The following is a 22629-nucleotide window of genomic DNA, read 5'->3' as shown; positions in this document are numbered from 1 at the left end:
AGGACCGTGACGGCGGCGTCCTGTTGATGGGCGCGCTCTTCGGCCGGTACCCTTCCTTGCTGAAACTCTATGCCGACAGCGGCTATCAGGGGCCGAAGTTTCAGGAGGAATTGAAGAAGGTTTGCCGCAAGATCAATGTCGAGATCGTCAAGCGGACGGATGCCGGCAAATTCGTCGTCCTGCCCAGGCGATGGGTGGTCGAGCGGACCATCGGATGGCTCAATCGCTGCCGCCGCCTGGCCAAGGACTGGGAGTGCCTGAACCAGAACGCATTGGCGTTCCTGCGATGGGCGTCCATTCGATCAATGCTGCGAAGGCTTTGCCAAGAAAGGATATGATCTCGGACGGACTCTTAGGGGCAGGACGGGCCTGGGTGGGTGAATTTGTGTCCCCGCCTCAGGCCGGTTCCCCCTCCGGCGGGTTTCCCCTCGGACCCGTTCCCGCTCGGGCCGGTTTCTTCTCAGGCCGGTTTTTCCCAAAAGAAAAACCCGCCGACACAGCGGCGGGTCCCAGCACCTGCAAGACGCCGTGGCCTTATTTGGCGACCGGTCCGATCATCATGATCATCTGGCGGCCTTCCATCTTCGGCATGTTTTCGACCTTGCCAAGCTCCTTGACGTCCGCTGCCACCCGTTCCAGCAGCTCGCGACCGAGGTTCTGGTGCGCCATTTCGCGCCCGCGGAACCGCAGGGTGATCTTGACCTTGTCGCCGCCTTCAAGAAACTTGAACACATTGCGCATCTTCACGTCGTAGTCGTGGATGTCGGTACCGGGGCGGAACTTGACCTCTTTGACCTCGATGATCTTCTGCTTCTTGCGCGCTTCGGATTCGCGCTTTTGCGTCTCGTACTTGAACTTGCCGAAATCCATGATCTTGCAGACCGGCGGATTCGCGTTGGGCGAAATCTCGACCAGGTCCAGCCCGGCCTGCTCGGCCAGTTCCATGGCGCGACGGGGCTGCTGAACGCCAAGGTTTTCGCCTTCGGCGCCGATAAGCCGGATTTCGGGGGCCCGGATACGGTCGTTGACTCGGGGGCCGGTGTCGCGCTGGGGCGGCGCGTTGTGAGGTCTGCGGGCTATGGTATCGGTCCTTTTACCGTGATGCTTTGAAGGCGCAAAATAGTCCCCGAACGCCCGTGTTTCAAGCGGCAAATCGGGGTTCGCGCGCAGATCGGCGCCTGATCCGTGCCGCGGCCGCTTTGGAACGCGCATATCGGGGGGCGCCCCGGCTGCCGTCTGTGCGCAAAGCCGGGGCGCGGGCCGGTCATCGTAGCGAGCCCGGTCGGTCCGGGTCTGCGCTGGCCCCGCCCGAAAAGATCAGTCCAGGAACGCCTTTTCAACGACGTAATGCCTGGGGTCGCTGTTGGCGCCTTCTTCAAGTCCGTATTCCTCGAACATTTCCTTCAGCTCAAGGTTGAAGGCCAGGTTGCCGCAGATCATCGCGCGATCGGTTTCCGGGCACAGCGGAGGCACGCCAAGATCGGAAAACGCCTCGCCCGAACGCATCAGATCGGTGATGCGGCCCATCTTGGGGCTTTGTTCGCGCGTGGTGGTGGGGTAATACTTGATCTTCTTCCAGAAACCTTCGCCGATGACTTCGTTCAACAGCGCGTCGGTTTTCAGGCTTTCGATCAGGTCCGCGCCGTATTTCAGCTCTCCGACCTCGCGGCAGGTGTGAGTAATGACGACCTCGTCGTAATCCTCGTAGGTCTGGGGCTCGCGCAGCAGCGACGCAAAGGGCGCAAAGCCGGTGCCGGTGGCAAAGAACCAGATCCGCTTGCCGGGCAGCAGCGCGTCATGCACGAGCGTGCCGACGGGTTTGGGGCGCAGGATGATCTTGTCGCCCTCCTTGATGTGCTGGAGCCGCGAGGTCAGCGGGCCGTCCTGCACCTTGATCGAATAGAATTCCAGTTCTTCGCCCCAGCTTGGCGAGGCGATGGAATAGGCGCGCAGCAACGGCTTGACCTTCCCCGTCGTGGGGTGGGGGTCGCCCATAAGGCCGATCATCACGAATTCGCCCGACCGGAACCGCATGCTGGCGGGGCGCGTCACCCGGAACGAAAACAGACGGTCGGTCCAGTGTTTCACCGATGTCACGGTCTGAGCGTCGGGCAGCACGGGCTTTTTGGCGTCGATGGCGTTGGTGTCGGTCACGGGTGTCATCTCGGTCATGTTTGATACATCGGGATCTGTGGGGCGAATATCATTCGCACACAAACAAATCCCGAGTCCTTTCTAGAGCCTGATTGATGTAAAGGAAAGACGACTTAACCGCGCAGGCGCGCCTGATAGTCGTGTTGCCGCCAATTTGCGCGGAAAAGCCAGTCGGCTTCGGGTTGGCGGGCGGCAAGCTCGTCGCTGATTTCGACCTCGTCGAACCCGGACCGACGCGCCATGGCGTATTGATCGGAAATCACATGGCCTTTGGCGCGCAGGCGCCCGGTATAACCGCGCAGGCGCAACAGCCGCGCCAGCGTGAACCCGCGCCCGTCCGCAAAGCTGGGAAAGTCGATGCGGATCATCCGCGTGCCCTCGGGGGCGGACAGATCGGCGGGATCGGTGTCGGACGGCAGGTCAAGGACGCCCGCGCCCTCGAAACCGGGGGTCCAGTCGTCGGGGCCAAAGCCCGTGTCGGTCACGATTACGCTCATGTGCTTGGTCCTTTGCGTACCATGCGGCCATTTTCGAAATGGATACCGCATTCTTCTTTCTGCTCGCCCCGCCAGCGACCCGCGCGGGCGTCTTCGCCGGGGGCCACCTTGGATGTGCAGGGCCAGCAGCCGATGGACGGATAGCCCTGCGACACCAGCGGATGCCGGGGCAGGCGGTTTTCATCCATATAGGCGCGCACGTCCTCGGGCGCCCAGTGGGCCAGCGGATTGACCTTGATCCGGCCGGTGGTGTCTTCGAGTTCGAAGAATTCCAGCGCGGCGCGGGTCGAGGACTGGAACCGTTTGCGCCCGGTGATCCAGCCGTCGAACCCTTGCAGCGCGTTTTCCAGCGGCACGGTCTTGCGCAGGGTGCAGCACGCATCTGTGCTGGCGTCGCGCAGATCGTCGTTGGGGTCTTGCGCCTGAAGCGTGGCGGAATCGGTGCGGATGATGCGCACGTTGGACAGGTGCAGCCGCTCGGCCACATCCCGTTGATAGGCCAGCGTTTCGCCGAACAGCAGCCGCGTGTCGATGAACAGCACCGGGGTGGTGCGGTCGATCATCGCCACAAGGTGCAGCAACGCCACCGATTCCGCCCCGAACGATGACACCAGCGCGATATCCCCGGCCTCGGGGTCGCGCAGTGCGCCGGTCAGCACCGACACCGCGCCGTGGTGCCGATAGCGCATGTTGAGCGCATCCACCCGCGCGCGCAGGTCGGCCAGTTCGGCCGGGCTGTGCGCGGGGATGCCTTCGGCCGCCGCGTTTGTGGGAAGATGAAAGGTCATCCCGGATTACGCGGCGCGGGTTTTCTTGCCCGCGTCCTCTCCGTAGAGGGCGGTCTTGAACGGGTCCATCCCGAGCCGCCTGTAGGCTTGCAGAAAGGATTCCTCGGGGCCGGTGCGCTCGGCCATGTAGGTTTCCACGATGCGTTCGATCGCCGGCACCACGCCTTCGGCGGGAAAGCCGGGGCCGGTGCGCTCGCCAAGGGCGGCGGTTTCGGTGGCATCCCCGCCCAGGGTGATCTGGTAGTTTTCCACGCCGGCGCGATCCAGACCGAGAATGCCGATATGGCCGACATGGTGGTGACCGCAGGCGTTGATGCAACCCGAGATCTTGATCTTCAGCTCGCCGATGTCGTTCTCGATCTTCAGCTCGTCGAACCGCGTGGCGATTTCCTGCGCGATGGGGATCGACCGGGCCGTGGCCAGCGCGCAGTAATCCATGCCGGGGCAGGCGATGATGTCCGAGATACGCCCGATGTTGGCGGTGGCCAGCCCATGCGCCTTGAGGATCTTGTGGATCGCCGGCAGGTCGGATTTGTGCACATGTGGCAGCACCACGTTCTGCTCGTGGGTGATGCGCAGCTCATCGTGGCCATAGGTGCGGGCCAGATCGGCCATCACGCGCATCTGCTCGGCGCTGGCGTCGCCGGGCGTTTCGCCATGCGCCTTGAGCGAGATCTGCGCGATGGCATAGCCCGGTGCGCGGTGCGCCGACAGGTTGGTGTCGGCCCAGGCGCGGAAGGTCGGGTCGGCGTCACAGGCCGCATCGAACGCGTCGGTGGGCGCGTTGCGGAAGGCGGGCGGCAGAAATTGCGCGGCGATATCGTCGAAAATATCAAGCGCGTCGCCGCCAAAGGCTGCCCGCGTTTCCTGGAACCGCCGGTCGACAAGGGCGCGGATCTCGTCGATGCCATGTTCGTGCACAGTGATCTTGATGCGCGCCTTGTACTTGTTGTCGCGCCGGCCCAGCAGGTTCCAGACCGACACCACTGCCTCGACATAGGGCAGCAGATTGGGAAGCGCCACGAAGGGCGCGATTTCCTTGCCGATCATCGGTGTGCGGCCAAGCCCGCCGCCCACAAGCACGCGGTAGCCGATGCGACCGTCCTGCCGGACCACCTGAATGCCGATGTCATGCGCCTTGATGACGGCGCGGTCGGCGTCGCAGCCGGTGACGGCGATCTTGAACTTGCGCGGCAGGAACTGAAATTCCGGGTGGTCGGTGGACCATTGGCGCAGCAATTCAGCCACGGGGCGGGGGTCTGCGACCTCGCCTTCGGCGGCGCCGGCGAAATGATCTGCGGTCACGTTGCGGATGGTGTTCCCCGACGTCTGGATGGCATGCATGCCCACCTCGGCCAGCGCATCCAGCATGTCGGGGACGTCGCGCAATTCGGGCCAGTTGTACTGGATGTTCTGGCGGGTGGTGAAATGGCCATAGCCCTTGTCCCACTTTTCCGCCAGCAGCGCGAGCTGATCCATTTGCGCGCTCCTCAGCGTGCCATAGGGGATCGCCACGCGCAGCATGTAGGCGTGCAGCTGCAGGTACAGCCCGTTCATCAGGCGCAGCGGCTTGAATTCATCTTCGGTCAGCGCGCCGGAGATGCGGCGTTCGACCTGGTGGCGAAACTGACGGTTGCGCGTCGCCACGAAGGCGGCGTCGAAGTCGGTGTAGCTGTACATCTGGTCTCTCCTGCGGCGTCCGGCGAGGGGGCGCCGCTTGTGGGGTCGCTGTATGGGGTCGCGTGCCGATCCTGGCGGGGTCGGGCCCGGCGGGGTCAGGCGGTTTCCTGTTTGCCATGGGCGTGGTTGGACGGACCCCTGGCGCGGAACGCCTCGCGAAAATGCACCGGCTGCGGCCCGTCGGGTGACGGCGCCACGTCGGCCAGATAGACGCCCACCACCTCGGCGGGGCGCGATTGCGCATCCAGCAGACGGACCTGTGCGACGGCCTCGTCGGTGAACACCTCGGCGTCGCGCAGGGCGCGCACCCAGGAATCGTCGGCGGCAAGATAGACCACGTCGCCTTCGACAAGCGCGTTGGCGGTGATCACCTTGGGGGTAAAGGCCTTGGGCATCAGAGAGCTTCCTGTCGGTTGGCACGAATGGTCTGCGCGTCGCGCGGGGCGAGCCCTAGCAGCAGCACGGCGGGGCCGTCGATATGGCTTGCGTCAAGATCGGCCGCGAGGCTGGAAAGGGTGGCGGGAAGGCGGCGTTCGGTGGGGCGCGCGGCGTTGGCGACGACCGTCACAGGCGTCTGCGGATCGGCGCCATGCATCATCAGCCGCCCTTGCAGGAACCGCGCGGCGCGCTTGCCCATGTAGATCGCGGCCACCGCACCGGGGCGGGCAAGGGCGCGCCAGTCCTGTTCGGCAAACCCTTTGACGTCGTGGCCGGTCAGCAGACGCAGATCGCTGTTGCGCCCGCGCCGGGTCAGCGACACGCCAAGCGAGGCGGCGGCGGCGCTGGCGGCGGTCAGGCCGGGGGTAACGTGAAACGCGATGCCGGCGGCGTCCAGCGCCGTGGTTTCCTCGTCAAGGCGGCCAAACACGCCGGGATCGCCGGATTTCAGCCGCACCACCCGGTAACCTTCGCGGGCGTGGTCGATGATCAGCGCGTTGATGTCATCCTGTTTCATCGACGGGCCAAAGCCCGCCTTGCCCACGGCGACCATGCGGGCCTGTGGCGCCAGCGCAAGGATGTCGTCCGGAACGAGGTGATCGTGCAGCACGACCTCGGCGGTCGTCAGCAGGCGCAGCGCGCGCAGGGTCAGCAATTCGGGATCGCCGGGGCCTGCGCCCACAAAGGCGACCTCGCCCTGGGGCAGGCTGTGGTGATGCTGCGTCATGGGCGCGGGCTCCGGTGGTCTCTGGTCATGCATCCTATATAGAACATTATCCCGGTTTTTGGACAGTCAGGCGGATTGAAAAGGAAGGAGCGGCGGGCTATCCAGGGACATCCGGAACATTGTTCTGTTCTGGCGTGATGAAAGGAAAACCCGTGCAGCTCGATGCAACCGACCGGAAAATCCTTCGTGAGCTTCAGTCCGACGCGGGCCGGTCTCTGGATGAGATCGCGCGCGTGGTGGGCGCCTCCAAGACCCCGGTCTGGAACCGGATTCGCAAGATGCGCGAGGCGGGTATCATCGGCCCGCAGGTGGTGATCGCCGATGCGGAAAAGCTGGGGTTCGAGGCCTGTTTCTTTGTGCTGGTGCGCACGTCCGAACACGACACCGGCTGGCAGGCGCGGTTCCTGCATGCGGTGCGCATCCGCCCCGAGGTGCTGGAAGCGCACCGTCTGGCGGGCGACATCGACTATATTCTCAAGGTACGGGTGGCCAATGCGCGGGCCTATGACGTGTTCTATCAGTCGCTGATCGCCGAGGTGAAGGTGCACAACGTCACCGCCCTGCTGTCGATGGAAGAGATCAAGAACACCACCGCGCTGCCGGTTTAGCGGCGCACCATCAGCTTTTCCAGACCGTGGAAATGGTAGACATCGCCGTAGCGCGGTGGCTGGCTCAGTCTCAGGCCGGGCAGGCGGGCGAACAGGATCGGCAGCGCCACGCACAGTTCCAGCCGGGCCAGCGGCGCGCCGACGCAGAAATGCGGCCCGCCGCCAAAGGCGTGATGGGCGGGCGCGGCGCGGGCGGGGTCGAACCGCTGCGGCTCCGCGTACACATGCGGATCGCGCCCCGCCGCGCCCAGCAACAGCGCAACCTTGTCGCCGCGCCGGAAGCGGTGTCCGAAAAGCGCGGCGTCCTCATAGGCATAGCGGGTGAACATGTGCAGCGGCGGGTCGTGGCGCAGGATCTCTTCGACCACGGGGGCGGCGTTGGCCGCGGTGATCGCGGTGCCGGTTTCCAGCAGGGTCTTGATGCCGTTGCCCATTGTGTGCACCGTTGCCTCGTGCCCGGCGTTCAGCAACAGCACGCAGGTGGCGATCAACTCATCCGTGGTCAGGCGTTCGCCCGCTTCCTCGGCGGCGATCAGATCGGTCAGCAGGTCGTTGCGCGGGGTTGCGCGGCGCCGGTCGATGTAGCCTTCCAGAAACAGCGCGAAATCCGCGGCGGCTCTGGCTGCGGCGTGTTCGATTTCAGCTGTGCGGCGGGCCTGATACATGGCGACCATCGCGTTGGACCAGTCCAGAAGTTGCGGTGCCATGCTGTCGGGCACCCCCAGCAGCCGCGCGATCACGATCACCGGGATCGGCTGGCAGAAGGCGGGCAGCAGGTCGACCTCTCCTTCGGGGAAATCGTCGATCAGCCGGTGGGTCAGCGCCGCGATATCGGGGCCGAGATCCCTGATCCGCCGTGTGGTAAAGGCCCGCAGAACCAGCCCGCGCAGGCGCGGATGGCGCGGCGCTTCGAGTTCCAGCATCGAATTGTCTTCGATCCGGTAAAAGGGCCGCAGGTGCTCGGGCACGGGCATGACCAGCTCTGCCGGGATCTCGCGCCCGAAGCGGCGGTCGCGCAGCAGCGCATGCACCGCGCGATGGGAGGTGGCGCAGATCAGTCCGTAGTCCCTCCACAGCGCCAGATCGCCCGCGGCGCGCAGCCGGTCGTAAAACGGATAGGGGTCTTGCACAAAGGCGGGATCGGTGGGCGCGTGTGACAGGCTTTGCATGGCGCGACCCTGCCGTCTGGGCGCCTGCCGCGCAAGGCCGCGCTTTTCTGTGTGACGCGGGGTTGCTATGGGAAGGGCATGACAGTCCCGCCCCGCAACCGACGTGCCCTGCTGATCGCGCTCGTGGCGACGGCGTTGCTGTCTGGCGCGGTCTGGCGGTCGGGCTATGTGCAGGCGCTGGGGCCGGTGGCGGCGCGCGGTCAAAGCGATCTGGAACTGGCCTCGGACCGGCTGGTCACGCAATTGCAGCGGTTTCGCGAATTCGCGGTGTTGTCCGCCGATCACCCTGCGCTGAATGCGCTGCACTGGGGCGGATCGCGCCGCGAGGCGGACGCGGTGCTGCTGCGCGCCGCCGACCGGTCCGGCGCCGCCGTGGCGGTCTATGTGGATACGCGGGGCCGGGTGCTTGCACGATCGGGCGAGGGCTTGCCGGACTGGGTGCTGGCGGGCGATCCTTACCAGCGCGCGCTGGACGGGGCGCTGGGGATCGCCCATGGCAGCGGGCCGCCGGGGATCGACCGCGCCTTCTGGTTCGCCGCGCCCAGCTATGGCGTCGGGGGGGCGGTGCAGGGCGTGCTGATCGTAGGGGTGGACCTTGCGCGGCTGGAACAGGTCTGGCGCGGCTCGCTTCCGGCGGTGTTCTTTACCGATGCCAGCGGCGAAATCGTGGCCACCAACCGGTCCGAACTGCTGCATTGGCGGCGCAACGGCGCGCATGTGGAAACCGCCGACGGCGTCGTGAAAGAGGTCGCCCTTGCGCATCCCGGCGGCCACACTGTCTGGGTGCAGCGGTTTTCACCCTATATTCCCCCACGCGCGCTGCGTTTGCAGATCGACCTGCCGGTGATCGGCATGACCGGGGCGCTGCTGGTCGATGTCGCTCCGGCGATGCGGCTTGCGGGGCTTCAGGCGGCGGTGGTCGCGGCGGTGGTGCTGTTCTTTGGCGCGCTGCTGTGGCTGGCGGTGGAACGCCGCCGCGCGCTGGCGCTGATCAATGCCGAACTTGAGGAACATGTGTCCGCCCGCACCCGCGCGCTGGAACAAAGCAACACCGCGCTGCGCCGGGAAATCGCCGAACGCCAGGATGCCGAGGCCGCGCTGCGCCGCGCCCAGGCCGAACTGGTACAGGCGTCGAAGCTGTCGGCATTGGGCAAGATGAGCGCGGGCATCAGCCACGAGCTGAATCAGCCGCTGATGGCGATCCGCAGCTTTGCCGAAAACGGCGCGGCATTCCTGGACCGTGGCAAGCCCGAACGCGCCGCCGAAAACCTCGGGCGGATCAGCGACATGGCAAGCCGCATGGGGCGCATCATCAAGAACCTGCGCGCCTTTGCGCGGGCCGCTCCCGACCCGGCGCGCCGGGTCGGGCTGGCGGCGGTCGTCGAAGGCGCGCTTGAGGTGCTGGGGCGGCGCATCGCCAAAAGCGGCGTGCAGGTCGACTGGAAGCGCCCCGATCGCGCCACGGTGGTGATGGCGGGTGACGTGCGGCTGGGGCAGGTGGTGGTCAACCTGCTGACCAACGCGATGGACGCCATGGCCCACAGCGCCACCCGCCGCATCACCATCCGCGCCGATCATGACGATGCCGCCCGGCTTGTGCGGCTGACCGTGCGCGACACCGGCCCCGGCATCACGGACCCCAGCCGCATCTTCGATCCGTTCTATTCCACCAAGGAAACCGGCAGCGACGAAGGCATGGGTCTGGGTCTGTCGATTTCCCATGGCATCGTCGAAGGCTTTGGTGGCAGGCTGCGCGGTGAAAACCTGGACGGCGGCGGCGCGCTGTTTACCATCGAGCTTTTGCAGGCAAAGGAACCGGAATGACCATCCGCAGGGTGCTTTTGGTCGACGATGACGCGGCGGTGCGCGAGGCCCTGGGCCAGACGCTGGAACTGGCGGAGTTCGACGCGGTGACCGCCGGCAGCTTTGTCGAGGCAAAGGACCTGATCGGCGCCCGCTTCGAGGGCGTCATCGTGTCCGACATCCGCATGCCGGGGCGCGACGGCTTTCATCTGCTGGATTACGCCCATGAACAGGACGCCGAACTGCCGGTGATCCTGCTGACGGGCGAAGGCGACATTCCGATGGCCGTGCGCGCGATGTCCGCCGGGGCGTTCGATTTTCTGGAAAAGCCCTGCGCGCCGTCCGATCTGATTTCGGTCATCGAACGAGCGTTGCGCACGCGCGGACTGGTGTTGGAAAACCGCCGACTCAAGGCGCAGCTGAACACCGGCGATCCGGCCGCGCGGATGATCTTTGGCATCTCGGCGCAATCCGAAGGTCTGCGCGCGCAGGCCCGCGCCGCCGCCCGCGCGGGAACCGATGTTCTGATCCGGGGGGCTCGGGGTGCGGGCATCCCGAAGGTGGCCGAGGTGGTGCATCTGTGTTCGTCGCGCGCCAAGGGGCCGTTTGAAAAACGCTCGGCGGCGGGGCTGGCGCGGGCCGGGCTGATCACCGCCTGGGAGGCCTGCGCGGACGGCACGCTGTTTCTGGACGAAATCGGCGCGTTGCCGATGGACAGCCAGCTTGCGCTTCACGATCTGCTGGAAGAGGGCGGCGCCACGCTGATCGGCGGCACCATCGAAGACCCTGCCGCACTGCTGGATCAGGGGCGGTTTTCGGCGGATCTGTATTACCGGCTTGAGGTGATGCAACTGCGCATCCCCGCGCTGGCCGACCGCCCCGAAGACATCCCCGTGCTGTTTCGCCACTATGTGGCGCAGGCCGCCCAGCAATCGGGTCTGCCCGAACCTGCCATCGGGGACGAGGTCATCGCCGGGCTGATCGCGCGCGACTGGCCCGGCAATGCGCGCGCGCTGATGTCGGCGGCGATGCGCTTTGTGCTGGGTCTTGGCGAAGACCGGCCCGACGAGGGGCTTGGCCTTGCGGAACGTCTGGCCCAGGTCGAACGCTCGCTTCTGGCAGATGCGCTGCGGCGCACCGGCGGGCAGGCAAGTGCCGCGGCCGAAACGCTCAAGCTGCCGCGCAAGACGTTTTACGACAAGCTGGCCAAATACGCGCTGAAACCCGAAAGCTTTCGCTGACGCGGGCGTCGGCGCGGCCCGGACTTCTGGCGCGTATGTGCGGAAAACCGCACAGCAAGCGGGGCGGTATGTGCGGATTTACGCACGCCTGACGTCGCGCCGCGGCGCGAATTGTGTGAAGTATGGGGCGCAATGCATTGTAGCAAAATGCATTTCGTTGAATTCATCACTCTTTCTTTACCAGGACTTGATGCGCGTCGCGCATGGCGGTCATCTCGTTGGTGAAGGGCAGGCAGGGGAGCCAGCCCTCGGGATCATCACTTTCGGGAGGATAACGATGAAAAAGTTTCTCATGACCGCCGTGGCCGCCGCCGCCCTGACCGCCGGCGCGGGCAGCGCCACCGCCGCGTGCGACGACGGCGAGATGGTCATCAAGTTCAGCCATGTCACCAACACCGACAAGCACCCCAAAGGCATCGCCGCCTCGCTGCTGCAACAGCGCATCAACGACGAGATGGACGGCACCGCCTGCATGGAGGTCTATCCCAACTCGACGCTTTACAACGACGATCAGGTGCTTGAGGCGATGCTGAACGGCGACGTTCAGATGGCCGCGCCGTCGCTGTCGAAATTCGAGCAGTTCACCAAGGTGTTCCGCATCTTCGACCTGCCGTTCATGTTCGTGAACATGGACGCCGTGGACACCTTCCAGAACAGCGAAACCGGTAAGGCCATGAAGGAATCCATGACCCGCCGCGGTCTGCTGGGTCTTCAGTTCTGGCACAACGGCCTGACGCAGTTCTCGGCCAACAAGCCGCTGATCTCGCCAGAGGATGCCAAGGGTCTGAAATTCCGCGTGCAGCCCTCCGAAGTGCTGAAGGCAAACATGGAACAGCTGGGCGCAAGCCCGCAGCCGATGGCGTTCTCCGAAGTCTACGGCGCGCTTCAGACCGGCGTTGTCGACGGACAGGAAAACACCTGGTCCAATATCTACGGCCAGAAGTTTTTCGAAGTGCAGGACGGCATCACCGAAACCAACCACGGCGTGCTGGATTACATGGTCGTGACCTCGACCGACTGGTGGGACAGCCTGGACGATGACGTGCGCACCCAGATTGCCACCATCCTCGAAGAGGTCACCACCGAGCGCAACGCCGCCATCGCCGAAGTCGACGCCGACAACCGCCAGGCGGTTCTGGACGCGGGCGCCGAAATCCGCGAGCTGACCCCCGAGCAGCGCCAGGCCTGGGTCGACGCGTTGAAGCCGGTCTGGGAAAAGTTCACCGACGACGTGGGCCAGGAAAACATCGACGCGGCGCAGGCGATCAACGCCGACGTCCAGGGCTGACCTGATCCCATGCGTTCCCGGCCGGCCCCGCGAAACCGGGGCTGGTCGATTCCCGTGGGCCGATTCCCGGGGGCCGACCCTTGGGGGCCGGTTCCTGGGGCCCATTCTTGGGGACGGGTCCGCCGTCCCTTTTTTCATACCATGTCATCATACCGTATACAGGCGCCGGGGCCGGGGCCCGGAAGCTCAAGGGGGACAGCATGTCCAGTCATTCCCAAAGCCAAAGCGCGCTTGGCCGCATGGTCAACGAGATCGAGGAAACCGCGATCGCGGTGATCCTCGGGATCATGACGCTTATTACCTTCGTCAATGTCGTGCTGCGCTACGGCTTCAACACGGGTCTTATCTGGGGGCTGGAGGCGGTCACGATCCTGTTCGCCTGGCTGGTTCTGTTCGGCATTTCCTATGCGGTCAAGACGACGGCACATCTGGGGGTCGACGCGCTGACCAACCTTGTGCCCCTGACGGTGCGCCGGGCGCTTGCGATCATTGCCGCCGTGCTGTGCATCGTCTATGCCGCGTTGCTGATGAAGGGCGCCTGGGATTACTGGGCCAATTTCGCCAACCTGCCGCAGACCACCGGGCGCTGGTTCCCGACCGGGTTCGAAGAGATGTCGCGCACGTCCTACCGGTCCTGGTACGAGGTCGTCGACATTCCGATGCCCGACTGGCTGCGTTTTATCGAGCCGATGATCAACGAGGGCGAGCCTTACGAAAAGCTGCCCCGCTTCATCCCTTATGTCATGCTGCCGTTCGGCGCGCTGCTGTTGCTGGTGCGCTTCGTTCAGGCGGGTGTGCGGGTGTGGACCGGCGCGCAGGACAGTCTGATCGTCAGCCACGAAGCCGAAGACGCCGTTCAGGACGTCGCCCACATGAACCGCGAGGACTGATCGCATGGACGTCGTACTTCTGTTTGTCTGCATCATCGGGCTGATGCTGATCGGTGTGCCCATCGCCGTATCGCTGGGCCTGTCGTCGGTCATCTTTCTGCTGGTGCTGTCGGACACCTCGCTCAGCTCGGTCGCGCAGAGCTTTTATCAGGCGATGGCGGGGCATTACACGCTGCTGGCGATCCCGTTCTTTATCCTGGCGTCAAGCTTCATGTCGACGGGCGGCGTGGCGCGGCGGATCATCCGGGTCTCCATTGCGCTGGTGGGCCACATGCATGGCGGTCTGGCGATTGCGGGCGTGTTTGCGTGCATGCTGTTTGCCGCCCTTTCGGGGTCGTCGCCGGCGACGGTGGTGGCCATCGGATCCATCGTCATCGCGGGGATGCGGCAGGTCGGCTATACCAAGGATTTCGCCGCGGGTGTGATCGCCAACGCCGGCACGCTGGGCATTTTGATCCCGCCGTCCATCGTGATGGTTGTCTACGCTTCGGCCACCGACGTGTCGGTGGGGCGGATGTTCCTTGCGGGCGTCATTCCGGGCCTGTTGGCCGGCACCATGCTGATGATCGCCATCTATATCATGGCGCGTGTCAAGAAGCTGCCCAAGGGCGACTGGCTGGGCTGGGGCGAGGTGTTTGTCGCCGGGCGCGACGCGCTTTGGGGGCTGTTTCTGATCGTCATCATTCTTGGCGGCATCTATGGCGGGATCTTTACCCCGACCGAGGCCGCTGCGGTGGCCGCCGTCTACGCCTTCTTGATCGCCAACTTCGTTTATTGCGACATGGGGCCGCTGGCGGGCAGGAACGGCGAACGCAACACGCCGCTGTGGCGCAAGCCCATCGCGCTGGTCACGGCGTTCTTTCACCGTGACACCCGCGACACGCTGTTCGAGGCGGGCAAGCTGACGATCACGCTGATGTTCATCATCGCCAACGCGATGATCCTCAAGCATGTGCTGACCGATGAACAGATCCCGCAGCAGATCGCGGCGGTGATGCTGGACGCGGGCTTTGGTCCGATCGTGTTCCTGATCATCGTCAACGTGATCCTGCTGATCGGCGGGCAGTTCATGGAACCCTCTGGCCTGCTGGTGATCGTGGCGCCGCTGGTGTTTCCCATCGCCATCGAGCTGGGGATCGACCCGATCCACCTGGGCATCATCATGGTGGTGAACATGGAAATCGGGATGATCACGCCGCCTGTGGGGCTGAACCTGTTCGTGACCTCGGGCGTGGCGGGGATGCCGATGATGAGCGTGGTGCGCGCGGCGCTGCCGTTCCTTGCGGTGCTCTTCGTGTTCCTGATCATGGTGACCTACATCCCGATCCTGTCGACCTGGTTGCCGACGACCTTCATGGGGCCGGAGATCATCACGAACTAGCAGCTTTTCGCAGATTCTGGTGGCCGTGGCGGCGCCCTGTCCGGGGCGCCGCTTTTCGTTGTCGGGGCGGGATGCCTCCGGCGGGAGTTTATCTGGCAAGATGAAGCCCGCGCGCCGGGATCAGAGCCGTTCGATCGCGATGGCCGTGCCTTCGCCGCCGCCGATGCAGATGGCGGCGATTCCGCGTTTCAGTCCGCGTGTTTCCAGCGCATGCAACAAGGTGACGATGATTCGCGCGCCGCTGGCGCCGATGGGGTGGCCGAGGGCGCAGGCGCCGCCGTTCACGTTGACCACGTCGCGCGGCAGGCCCATTTCGGTCATGAAGGCCATGGGCACCACGGCGAAGGCCTCGTTCACCTCCCACAGATCGACTTGCGAGGGTTTCCAGCCGATGCGCTCCAGCAGCTTGCGGGTGGCGGGAATCGGGGCCGTGGGAAACAGGTTGGGGGCCTGTGCATGGCTCGCATGACCCATGATCCGCGCGCGGGCCCGAGCGCCGGATGCGTCGGCGGCGGCGCGCGTCGTCAGTACCAGCGCCGCCGCGCCGTCCGAGATCGACGAGGCGTTGGCAGCCGTCACCGTGCCGTCCTTGCGAAAGGCCGGTTTCAGCTGCGGGATCTTTTCGGGGCGCGCGCGGCCGGGCTGTTCGTCGCGCGTCAGGGTTTCCTCGCCAGTGCGGGCATGGATCGTGACGGGGGTGATTTCGGCATCGAAGGCGCCGGTCCGTTCGGCGGCAAGCGCGTTGTCGAGCGAGGCCACGGCGTATTGGTCCTGTGCCGCGCGGGTGAACCCGAACGCCGCGGCGCAATCTTCGGCGAAGGTGCCCATCAGGCGGCCCTTGTCGTAGGCGTCTTCCAGCCCGTCCAGGAACATGTGGTCGATCGCCTGCGTATGGCCGAGGCGGGCGCCGTTGCGCATTCTGGGCAGCAGGTAGGGCGCGCTGGTCATGCTTTCCATGCCGCCCGCCACGATCGCGCCGGTCTGGTTCAGGCGCAGCTGGTCAAAGGCCATCATCGCGGCCTTCATCCCCGAGCCGCACATCTTGTTGAGCGTGGTGGCGGGGACGTCGTCGCCCAGCCCAGCCTTGAGCGCGGCCTGGCGGGCCGGTGCCTGGCCCTGGCCCGCGGGCAGCACACAGCCCATGAGCACCTCGTCCACCTGCGGACGCCCCGCCGCGGCCAGCGCCGCGCGGATCGCGGCCGCGCCCAGATCGGGCGCGCCGAGCCCGTCGAACATGCCCTGAAATCCGCCCATGGCGGTGCGCGCGGCGCCGGTTATCACGATATCGCTCATGACTGGTCCTCCCCGATGTCATGGCACATGCATACCGAATGGTAAGGAATGCCGTCTAGCCTGCGATGGAAGCAAGGCAACACAGGACGAACACATGCACCTGACCGTGACCCAGGCGGGCGACCCCCAGATCATCCGGGTCGATGAAGCTCGGATCGATGCCGCAGTGGCCATTCAGTTCAAGGATGCGGTCCGCACGCAGGTTTCGCCCGCCACCGCACGCGTGGTGCTTGATCTTGGCGCGGTGGATTTCATCGATTCGAGCGGGCTTGGCGCCATCGTCGCCGCCATGAAGGCGCTGCGCAAGGATCAACAGCTTGACCTGGCGGCGCTGCGCCCGATGGTGGACAAGGTGTTCCGGATGACGCGGATGGATACGATTTTCGTCATTCACGAATCCGTCGAAGCGGCAAAGGGGTTAAGCGCGCTTTGAATGCTTTGCGCAGGAGCGTAGCCGTCATGGTGGACAATCCCATACCCGCAACACCGGTGATTTTCGAAACCGAGCTTGCAAGCACGGCGCGCAAGGTTCGCGGCGTGCTCGATCAGATCTCGGGCGTGCTTGATCGGCTTGGGTGGAATGCTGCGGCCTGCGGCGTGGTTGAACTTGTGCTGGCCGAAGCCCTGAACAACATCGTCGAACACGCCTATTCGGAGTGTCCGGATGGCGGCATCATGCTGCGGATGACGGCGGGGCCGGAGTTTGCCGATTTGACCTTGCAGGATCGCGGCACGGCGATGCCGGACTACCGGATCCCTGCCGGGCGCATCGTCGAACTTGGCAATCGCTGCGATGATCTGCCCGAAGGGGGGTTCGGCTGGTATCTGATCCGCACCCTGGCAGAAGACATCTGCTACAGCCGTGAAAACGACGAGAACAGGCTGGAAATCCGCATCTGCCGCCACACCCATGAAGGCATCAAGGGCGCGCAGCAGGACCTGCGCTGACACGCGGCGTCGCGGGGGGCGGGCGGAATGACCCTGAAAGCGCCGCAATCCCATCGCAATGCCGCCCGATTGAGCGGCGATAAAGGTGGGGTAGCTGCAATATGCTTCCCTCGGCGTCACGCCTTTTCAGCCCCCACCCAGTGCGTGGCGCCGAGGTACTTCCCCCCACATCATTGGACTGGTCTTGACCTGCCGCGCGCGGGTGGCCCGCTGTGTTCCGGCGCCTCTCGGCTTGCCAGTGCGCGGCCATCGCAGCCCCATCGGAGCGGTCGCAACAACGCCCCCGCGCCAACCTATTTTCGCCTGAAATCCGGGCCAGAACGAAGGGGTAGCTGCATATGGCTTCCCTCGGCGCCACGTCGTTTTCAGCCCCCACCCAGTACATGGCGTCGAGGACTTCATTCCCCCAGGTGCAGGATACCCCTAGGTGCAGATCGTCGGCCCAGCCCCGGTTATACGGCGCCATTCGAACCATATCGCGCCGAATGGACCCGCATTCGCCGCATTTTCGCCGTCGATCGCGGCACGCTCTACCAAAGCCACCAAGACACCCCAACCGGCGGCAAAGCCGGGCAGGGGACAGGGAGACGCCCGTATGCATGGTCCCATCGCCGCCTTCGAATCCTATCTGCTGGGCGCCTTTCGCTTTGGCGGACGCGCGGCGCGTTCGGAATACTGGTGGCCCAACACGGTGGTGTTCGCGCTGATGGGCGTCGCGGCCTTTGCCGATCTCAAAACGGTGGCGACATCGCTTTCGCTGACAGGCCGGCCCACGCTGAACCCGCTGACCTATTGGTCGCCGATCATGATGATCCTGACCTTTGTGCCCAGCCTCAGTTCCATGGCGCGGCGCCTGCACGACAGCGGTCGGTCCGCATGGTGGATTCTGGTTCAGTGGATTCCGCTGGTCGGGCCGATTGTGCTGCTGGGCATGCTGACAATGCCGTCCAGGCCCGAGATCAACGAATGGGGCCCCCCGCGTGACCCGTGGCGGGGCGGACCCAACAGGCTTGACGCGCAAGGCCGGCGCGCCGGGAAAAGCAGGCACGTCGCCAGCCCGCTCGATTCCTACGCCGTGCTTCTTCAGCGCAACGCAGAACGATCGGCGGACGAGACCGCGCGCCGCAAGCAAGAAGTGCATGACTATTTCATGCGCAACATTTCGCGCAGCGGCACCCCCTGATCGCGGCGTGTGCGCGGGTCCGTCAGGCGCACCCGCGCGCACGGTCGGTCAATAGCTGTAGGCCGCGTAGATGCGCCCAAGATCCCCGTTCCAGTCGCCGTTGTAATGATCGAGCATTTCGTCGGCGAGCACCTTGCCGCTTTCGGTGCTTTCCTTCAGTGCGTTCAGGAAATGGGTCTCGTCCGGCAGCAGGCCACCGGCGCCGGGACGGGCACGGGATTTCAGGCCCGCTTCGGCGATGTCGATGCAACGTGACGCAAGGTCGTGCATCGAGATCCCTTCGACCACGGCATCCAGCGCCTGATCCGCCGCCGCGACGCGCAGCGCCTCGCGCGTGGGCGCGTCCCAGCCCTTTATCAGATCATAGGCCGCATCCAGCGCCGTACCGTCATAGGTCAGCCCGACCCAGAACGCGGGCAGGGCGCACAGCCGCCGCCACGGTCCGCCGTCGGCGCCTCGCATTTCGATGAATTTCTTCAGCCGGGCCTCGGGAAAGATCGTGGTCAGGTGATCGGCCCAGTCCGACAGGGTGGGCACCTCTCCGGGAAGCGCGGGCAGCTTGCCCTTCATGAAATCCCGGAATGACTGGCCGAGCGCGTCGATATATTTGCCATCGCGGTAGACGAAGTACATCGGCACATCGAGCGCGTAATCGACATACTGTTCAAACCCGAAGCCCTCGTCGAAGACAAAGGGCAGCATGCCGGTGCGGTCCGCATCGAGGTTGCGCCAGACATAGCTGCGGTAGCTTTTCATGCCGTTGGGCTTGCCTTCGAAAAACGGCGAGTTGGCGAACAGCGCGGTTGCCACGGGCTGCAAGGCCAGGGCCACGCGCATTTTCTTGACCATGTCCGCCTCGGAACCGAAATCGAGGTTGACCTGAACGGTGCAGGTGCGCCGCATCATCACCTTTCCGGAGGTACCCACCTTGTCCATATAGGCATCCATCAGCTTGTAGCGCCCCTTGGGCATCAGCGATACGTCGTCGTGTTTCCATTCGGGCGCGGCGCCAAGTCCGATGAAGCCAACGCCGATGGCGTCGGAGATGCTTTTGACCTCGCGCAGGTGTTCGTTCACCTCGTCGCAGGTCTGATGGATGGTTTCCAGCGGGGCGCCGGACAGTTCCAGGGCGCCGCCCGGTTCCAGCGACACGTTGGCACCGTCCTTGGTCAGGCCGATCAGATGGCCGCCTTCGGTGACCGGATCCCAGCCGTAGCGATCCCGCAGCCCTTCGAGCACCGCGACGATGGAACGCGGCCCGTCATAGGGCAGCGGTTCGTGGGTGTCGGTCAGGTAGCCGAATTTCTCATGCTCGGTGCCGATGCGCCAGTCGGCTTCCGGCTTGCTGCCCGCTTCGAGGTATTCCGCAAGCTGGGACTGGTTTTCGATCGGCCCGCCGCCGGTCTGAGGGATGGACATGTTGGGGGCGCTCCGCTGGTGGCTGTGTGGCTTGAAAGGCACGATTGGGTGTTGCGCCCGCCGATGTCAATGCAGACGCAGCTGTGTGGATTTGCACGAAGCGGACTGCCAGACAGTGACCGCCTCGGCGCGTGCGCCATTCAGCGCCGAAAGCATGCGTTCGGTTTGAAGTCCGGGCAGGGCGGAAAAGGCGTCGAACAGCGCCTCGGCGCCTTGTGCGCTGACCGGAATCGTCAGCACCGGCTGATCTTTCCGATGCAGCATCCAGCGGGCGGGTTTGCCGGTCGGGTCCAGCACCAGCCGGGTCAGCGTGTCCAGATCGGCCACCCCGCCCGACAGCGGCCCCATATAGACGATGCGGCCCTCGACGATCTGCACGATGCCCGGCCCGCCAGAGCCGGTACGAAAACGCCCGCGCTGGATGCCCGCGACGACCAGCAGCGCGCCCGCGATGGCGACCGCAAAGCCCAGCCAGTGCAGCAGGCCACCCCCGGTGAAAAAGCCCCAGTACAGCCCCAGCGCAAGGATGGCGGCGCCCCACATCGCCTCGGACCAGCGGGCAAAGGCGGCACGGGCTTCGGGGCGGATCATCTGAAGTCGTCTTCGAAGACAAAGCTGAAAGCGACTTCGTAGCGTGCCAGTTTTAGCCCGGCGACCGCACGGGCTGCAGCGATGGTCCTCTTGTCGAAGTCATGAGCCACGATGATCCCTTGCACGGGGGTTTCAGGGTTTTCTGTTATCAGATCCCCCATGTATCCTAGGGTTTGCGCTATGACGCGGCTGTCCGATTTTCCGGCCTTGAGTTCGACAACCACAATATCTCCGTCGCGATTTTTGCAGAGAATGTCGATAAAGCCGCTGTCGACCGAGTGTTCGGCACCCTCGTCGATGATCTCTAGCGTGGGGTCCAGTTGGGCAATGTCCCGGCGAAGCGCGACTTGCATGTCACGTTCAAGGGCCAACCGTTGTCTCTCTGGCGTCTCGATTGCTGCCGATGACGTATCTTCGCATTCCTGCGATCCTCTTCGCGTGACGAGATTCGGCACGGATCTGTCTTCCAAATCAGGGTTATGCGCGAATGTCGCATATCGCATCGCTGCGTTTTTGTAGGAAGCCAGATTATTTCGGATGTTGCCTTGAAACGGAATCTTGGATGGGTTGGCGCGGGCGTGGCGTTCATCATCCATTGAATAGCTAAGCTCGCCGATGATCGCTTCGAATTGACCAGTTTCAAGCGCCTCGTCCAAAGAGCCATAATACTGTTCGACACGCTGAACACGATGCAATTGCGCAACACACGTATTGTCTTGATAACCCTGCGCTTTCAGCCAGGAGGGATATTTGGGGTCCATTCACGTTCACTCCTTAAAACCAGTCTCCGCAGGTCGTCTGCCACAGGGTCAGCGCCGCGACCGCCGCCGTGTCGGCGCGCAGGATGCGCGGCCCCAGCGCGATGACACGGGTTTGATCCATCGCGTGCAGGCGGTTGCGTTCGGCGTCGGAAAACCCGCCCTCTGGCCCGATAAGGATCGCCGCGGGGGCGGGGGCGCCGGACAGTGCCGGCGCGCGCGCGCCGGCCTCGGCCTCGTCGCAGAACAGCAGTTTGCGCTCGGTCGGCCAGTTGGACAGCAGGTGATCGAGCCGGGTCAGGTCGCCCACCTGCGGGACGTGCAGCGCGCCGCATTGTTCGGCGGCTTCCATGGCGTGGGCTTGCAGGCGATCCTGCCGGATGCGATCGGAGTTGGTGAATTGCGTCTGCACCGGCAGGATGCGCGACACGCCCAGTTCGACCGCCTTTTCCACGATGAAATCGGTGCGCGCCTTTTTTATCGGTGCGAACAGCAGCCACAGGTCGCAGGGCATGGACTGGTCGCGCAGGGGCGCGGTGCAGATCGCCGCTCCGCCCTTTTTTCCGGCCTCGGAAACCTCGGCCAGCCATTCGCCGTCCTGCCCGTTGAACAGCTTGAGCGCCGCGCCGCTGGACAGCCGCATCACGGAAAAGAGATAATGCGCCTGATCCCGGTCGAGCGGGACAGGTTGTCCCGCCCCAAGCGGGTGATCTACAAACAGTCGAACCTTCGCAGTCATGAGGCGCACCATATGTCCCCCACCGGAACAAGGCCAGAGGCAGATGGACAGGTCCGCGACGCGGTGCGCGGCAACTGGGTCGACCGGCGCGCGCCTGCCTTTGCGCGCCCATATCTGCGGCTGAGCCGGGCGGACCGCCCCATCGGAACGTGGCTGTTGCTGCTGCCGTGCTGGTGGGGGTTGTTGCTGGCGATGGCGGCGGACGGGCGGGCCGGGTGGTTCGACCTTTGGATCTTTGCCGGGTGCGGCATCGGTGCATTCCTGATGCGCGGCGCGGGCTGCACCTGGAACGACATCACCGACCGGCATATCGACGCCAGCGTGGCGCGCACGGCATCGCGGCCCATCCCTTCGGGGCAGGTGACGACCCGGCGGGCGCTGGGTTGGGCGGTGATCCAGTGCCTGGTCGCCTTTGGCATCCTCGTGACCTTTCCCGTCACGGCGATCGGCCTTGGCGTGCTGTCGCTGCTGCCGGTGGCGATCTACCCGTTCGCCAAGCGGTTCACCTGGTGGCCGCAGGTGTTTCTGGGGATCGCCTTCAACTGGGGCGCGTTGCTGGCCTGGACGGCGCACAGCGGAACTCTGGGGCTGCCTGCGGTGCTGTTGTACCTGTCGGGCATGGCCTGGACGCTGTTTTACGACACGATCTATGCCCATCAGGACAAGGAAGACGACGCGCTGATCGGGGTCAAATCCACCGCGCGCCTGTTCGGAGACGCCGCCACCCCGCGCTGGTTGACCGGGTTCCTTGTAATCGCGGTGGCGCTGATGGCGGGGGCGGTCGCGCTGGCGGTGCCGCAGGACGCGTTTGCAAGGCTGGGCCTGCTGATTGCCGGGCCATGGGCGTTCGGCTGGCACATGCTTTGGCAGATGCGCAAGCTGGACCTGAATGACAACGACCGGCTGCTCATGCTGTTTCGCGCCAACCGCGACGCCGGGCTGTTGCCCGTGCTGTTTTTCGCCATCGCGCTTCTGGTGTGATTGCGCCACGGGGGGCTGCGGCGTATCAGGTCGGGAAACGATAAAAGGAAAAG

24 protein-coding genes are annotated in these 22629 nt (G+C 64.9%); 11 read left to right on the top strand and 13 right to left on the bottom strand.

What is annotated here, in order from left to right; genetic code table 11:
* The coding region (locus tag ATI53_RS08415; protein WP_146609899.1) for a transposase at window positions 1-338 on the top strand (338 nt) is incomplete at its 5' end.
* A gap of 196 nt (window positions 339-534) precedes the next feature.
* Here ATI53_RS08415 and infC read toward each other — a convergent pair.
* The 7 genes from infC to cobA all read right to left on the bottom strand — a co-directional run bounded on the left by infC (window position 535) and on the right by cobA (window position 6284).
* A complete protein-coding gene (gene infC, locus ATI53_RS08410) occupies window positions 535-1212 on the bottom strand; it encodes a translation initiation factor IF-3 (RefSeq protein ID WP_009502857.1) in 678 nt (225 codons plus the stop codon).
* Between the two features lie 105 nt (window positions 1213-1317).
* Window positions 1318-2172 carry a ferredoxin--NADP reductase gene (locus tag ATI53_RS08405; protein ID WP_111550187.1) on the bottom strand — a complete coding sequence of 285 codons (855 nt, stop codon included), beginning with the start codon at window positions 2170-2172 and terminating at the stop codon, window positions 1318-1320.
* Between the two features lie 95 nt (window positions 2173-2267).
* Window positions 2268-2651 (bottom strand): DUF934 domain-containing protein, encoded by a 384-nt coding sequence (locus tag ATI53_RS08400; RefSeq protein WP_009502855.1) that lies wholly within the window; start codon window positions 2649-2651, stop codon window positions 2268-2270.
* The gene (locus ATI53_RS08395; RefSeq protein WP_111550186.1) at window positions 2648-3439 is read right to left on the bottom strand and encodes a phosphoadenylyl-sulfate reductase; all 792 of its coding nucleotides are present in this window, start codon (window positions 3437-3439) and stop codon (window positions 2648-2650) included. Before ATI53_RS08395 ends, ATI53_RS08400 begins: the two co-directional genes overlap by 4 nt.
* A gap of 6 nt (window positions 3440-3445) precedes the next feature.
* The gene (locus tag ATI53_RS08390) at window positions 3446-5119 is read right to left on the bottom strand and encodes a nitrite/sulfite reductase (protein ID WP_111550185.1); all 1674 of its coding nucleotides are present in this window, start codon (window positions 5117-5119) and stop codon (window positions 3446-3448) included.
* Between the two features lie 95 nt (window positions 5120-5214).
* A complete protein-coding gene (locus ATI53_RS08385; RefSeq protein ID WP_009502852.1) occupies window positions 5215-5514 on the bottom strand; it encodes a DUF2849 domain-containing protein in 300 nt (99 codons plus the stop codon).
* A complete protein-coding gene (gene cobA, locus ATI53_RS08380; RefSeq protein ID WP_111550184.1) occupies window positions 5514-6284 on the bottom strand; it encodes a uroporphyrinogen-III C-methyltransferase in 771 nt (256 codons plus the stop codon). Before cobA ends, ATI53_RS08385 begins: the two co-directional genes overlap by 1 nt.
* Before the next feature lie 137 nt (window positions 6285-6421).
* Between cobA and ATI53_RS08375 the strand changes: the two genes are divergently transcribed.
* Complete coding sequence (locus ATI53_RS08375) at window positions 6422-6892, top strand: Lrp/AsnC family transcriptional regulator (RefSeq protein WP_190323944.1); 471 nt, start codon at window positions 6422-6424, stop codon at window positions 6890-6892.
* Here the strand turns inward: ATI53_RS08375 and ATI53_RS08370 are convergent.
* Window positions 6889-8061 (bottom strand): cytochrome P450, encoded by a 1173-nt coding sequence (locus tag ATI53_RS08370; protein ID WP_111550183.1) that lies wholly within the window; start codon window positions 8059-8061, stop codon window positions 6889-6891. The genes ATI53_RS08375 and ATI53_RS08370 overlap by 4 nt on opposite strands.
* 78 nt (window positions 8062-8139) lie before the next feature.
* Between ATI53_RS08370 and ATI53_RS08365 the strand changes: the two genes are divergently transcribed.
* The 5 genes from ATI53_RS08365 to ATI53_RS08345 all read left to right on the top strand — a co-directional run bounded on the left by ATI53_RS08365 (window position 8140) and on the right by ATI53_RS08345 (window position 14664).
* Entirely contained in the window at window positions 8140-9885 is a 1746-nt protein-coding gene (locus ATI53_RS08365; RefSeq protein ID WP_170134543.1) for a sensor histidine kinase, read from the top strand.
* The gene (locus ATI53_RS08360) at window positions 9882-11105 is read left to right on the top strand and encodes a sigma-54-dependent transcriptional regulator (RefSeq protein ID WP_009502847.1); all 1224 of its coding nucleotides are present in this window, start codon (window positions 9882-9884) and stop codon (window positions 11103-11105) included. The genes ATI53_RS08365 and ATI53_RS08360 overlap by 4 nt, the downstream gene beginning before the upstream one ends.
* Window positions 11106-11382: 277 nt before the next feature.
* On the top strand, window positions 11383-12393 hold the full coding sequence (locus tag ATI53_RS08355) for a DctP family TRAP transporter solute-binding subunit (RefSeq protein ID WP_111550181.1): 1011 nt from the start codon (window positions 11383-11385) through the stop codon (window positions 12391-12393).
* Between the two features lie 200 nt (window positions 12394-12593).
* Complete coding sequence (locus ATI53_RS08350) at window positions 12594-13283, top strand: TRAP transporter small permease (RefSeq protein WP_009502845.1); 690 nt, start codon at window positions 12594-12596, stop codon at window positions 13281-13283.
* Window positions 13284-13287: 4 nt separating this feature from the next.
* Window positions 13288-14664 carry a TRAP transporter large permease gene (locus ATI53_RS08345; RefSeq protein ID WP_009502844.1) on the top strand — a complete coding sequence of 459 codons (1377 nt, stop codon included), beginning with the start codon at window positions 13288-13290 and terminating at the stop codon, window positions 14662-14664.
* A 120-nt stretch (window positions 14665-14784) separates the two neighbouring features.
* Here ATI53_RS08345 and ATI53_RS08340 read toward each other — a convergent pair whose 3' ends face one another.
* The gene (locus tag ATI53_RS08340; RefSeq protein ID WP_009502843.1) at window positions 14785-15957 is read right to left on the bottom strand and encodes an acetyl-CoA C-acyltransferase; all 1173 of its coding nucleotides are present in this window, start codon (window positions 15955-15957) and stop codon (window positions 14785-14787) included.
* Window positions 15958-16051: 94 nt separating this feature from the next.
* On the opposite strand from ATI53_RS08340, the gene ATI53_RS08335 reads away from it, so the two are divergent.
* The 3 genes from ATI53_RS08335 to ATI53_RS08325 all read left to right on the top strand — a co-directional run bounded on the left by ATI53_RS08335 (window position 16052) and on the right by ATI53_RS08325 (window position 18088).
* A complete protein-coding gene (locus ATI53_RS08335) occupies window positions 16052-16390 on the top strand; it encodes an STAS domain-containing protein (RefSeq protein ID WP_009502842.1) in 339 nt (112 codons plus the stop codon).
* A gap of 26 nt (window positions 16391-16416) precedes the next feature.
* The gene (locus ATI53_RS08330; protein ID WP_009502841.1) at window positions 16417-16905 is read left to right on the top strand and encodes an ATP-binding protein; all 489 of its coding nucleotides are present in this window, start codon (window positions 16417-16419) and stop codon (window positions 16903-16905) included.
* Between the two features lie 595 nt (window positions 16906-17500).
* Complete coding sequence (locus tag ATI53_RS08325; RefSeq protein ID WP_111550180.1) at window positions 17501-18088, top strand: DUF805 domain-containing protein; 588 nt, start codon at window positions 17501-17503, stop codon at window positions 18086-18088.
* A gap of 48 nt (window positions 18089-18136) precedes the next feature.
* On the opposite strand, the gene ATI53_RS08320 is transcribed toward ATI53_RS08325, so the two are convergent.
* The 4 genes from ATI53_RS08320 to ATI53_RS08305 form a co-directional block, all read right to left on the bottom strand.
* Entirely contained in the window at window positions 18137-19507 is a 1371-nt protein-coding gene (locus ATI53_RS08320) for a glutamate--cysteine ligase (RefSeq protein ID WP_009502839.1), read from the bottom strand.
* 66 nt (window positions 19508-19573) lie between these two features.
* Window positions 19574-20098: a hypothetical protein gene (locus tag ATI53_RS08315; RefSeq protein ID WP_009502838.1), complete on the bottom strand. Its 525-nt coding sequence runs from the start codon at window positions 20096-20098 to the stop codon at window positions 19574-19576.
* Window positions 20095-20859 carry an endonuclease NucS domain-containing protein gene (locus ATI53_RS08310; RefSeq protein WP_111550179.1) on the bottom strand — a complete coding sequence of 255 codons (765 nt, stop codon included), beginning with the start codon at window positions 20857-20859 and terminating at the stop codon, window positions 20095-20097. Before ATI53_RS08310 ends, ATI53_RS08315 begins: the two co-directional genes overlap by 4 nt.
* Window positions 20860-20872: 13 nt before the next feature.
* Window positions 20873-21595: a 16S rRNA (uracil(1498)-N(3))-methyltransferase gene (locus ATI53_RS08305; RefSeq protein ID WP_034451508.1), complete on the bottom strand. Its 723-nt coding sequence runs from the start codon at window positions 21593-21595 to the stop codon at window positions 20873-20875.
* 12 nt (window positions 21596-21607) lie between these two features.
* On the opposite strand from ATI53_RS08305, the gene ubiA reads away from it, so the two are divergent.
* On the top strand, window positions 21608-22576 hold the full coding sequence (gene ubiA / locus ATI53_RS08300) for a 4-hydroxybenzoate octaprenyltransferase (protein ID WP_111550178.1): 969 nt from the start codon (window positions 21608-21610) through the stop codon (window positions 22574-22576).
* The last annotated feature ends 53 nt before the right edge of the window (window positions 22577-22629 follow it).

The organism is Salipiger aestuarii (assembly GCF_003259905.1).
Lineage (GTDB): Bacteria > Pseudomonadota > Alphaproteobacteria > Rhodobacterales > Rhodobacteraceae > Salipiger > Salipiger aestuarii.
Note: the sequence above shows the minus strand (reverse complement) of the source record. Positions and strands in the feature narration are given on the sequence as shown.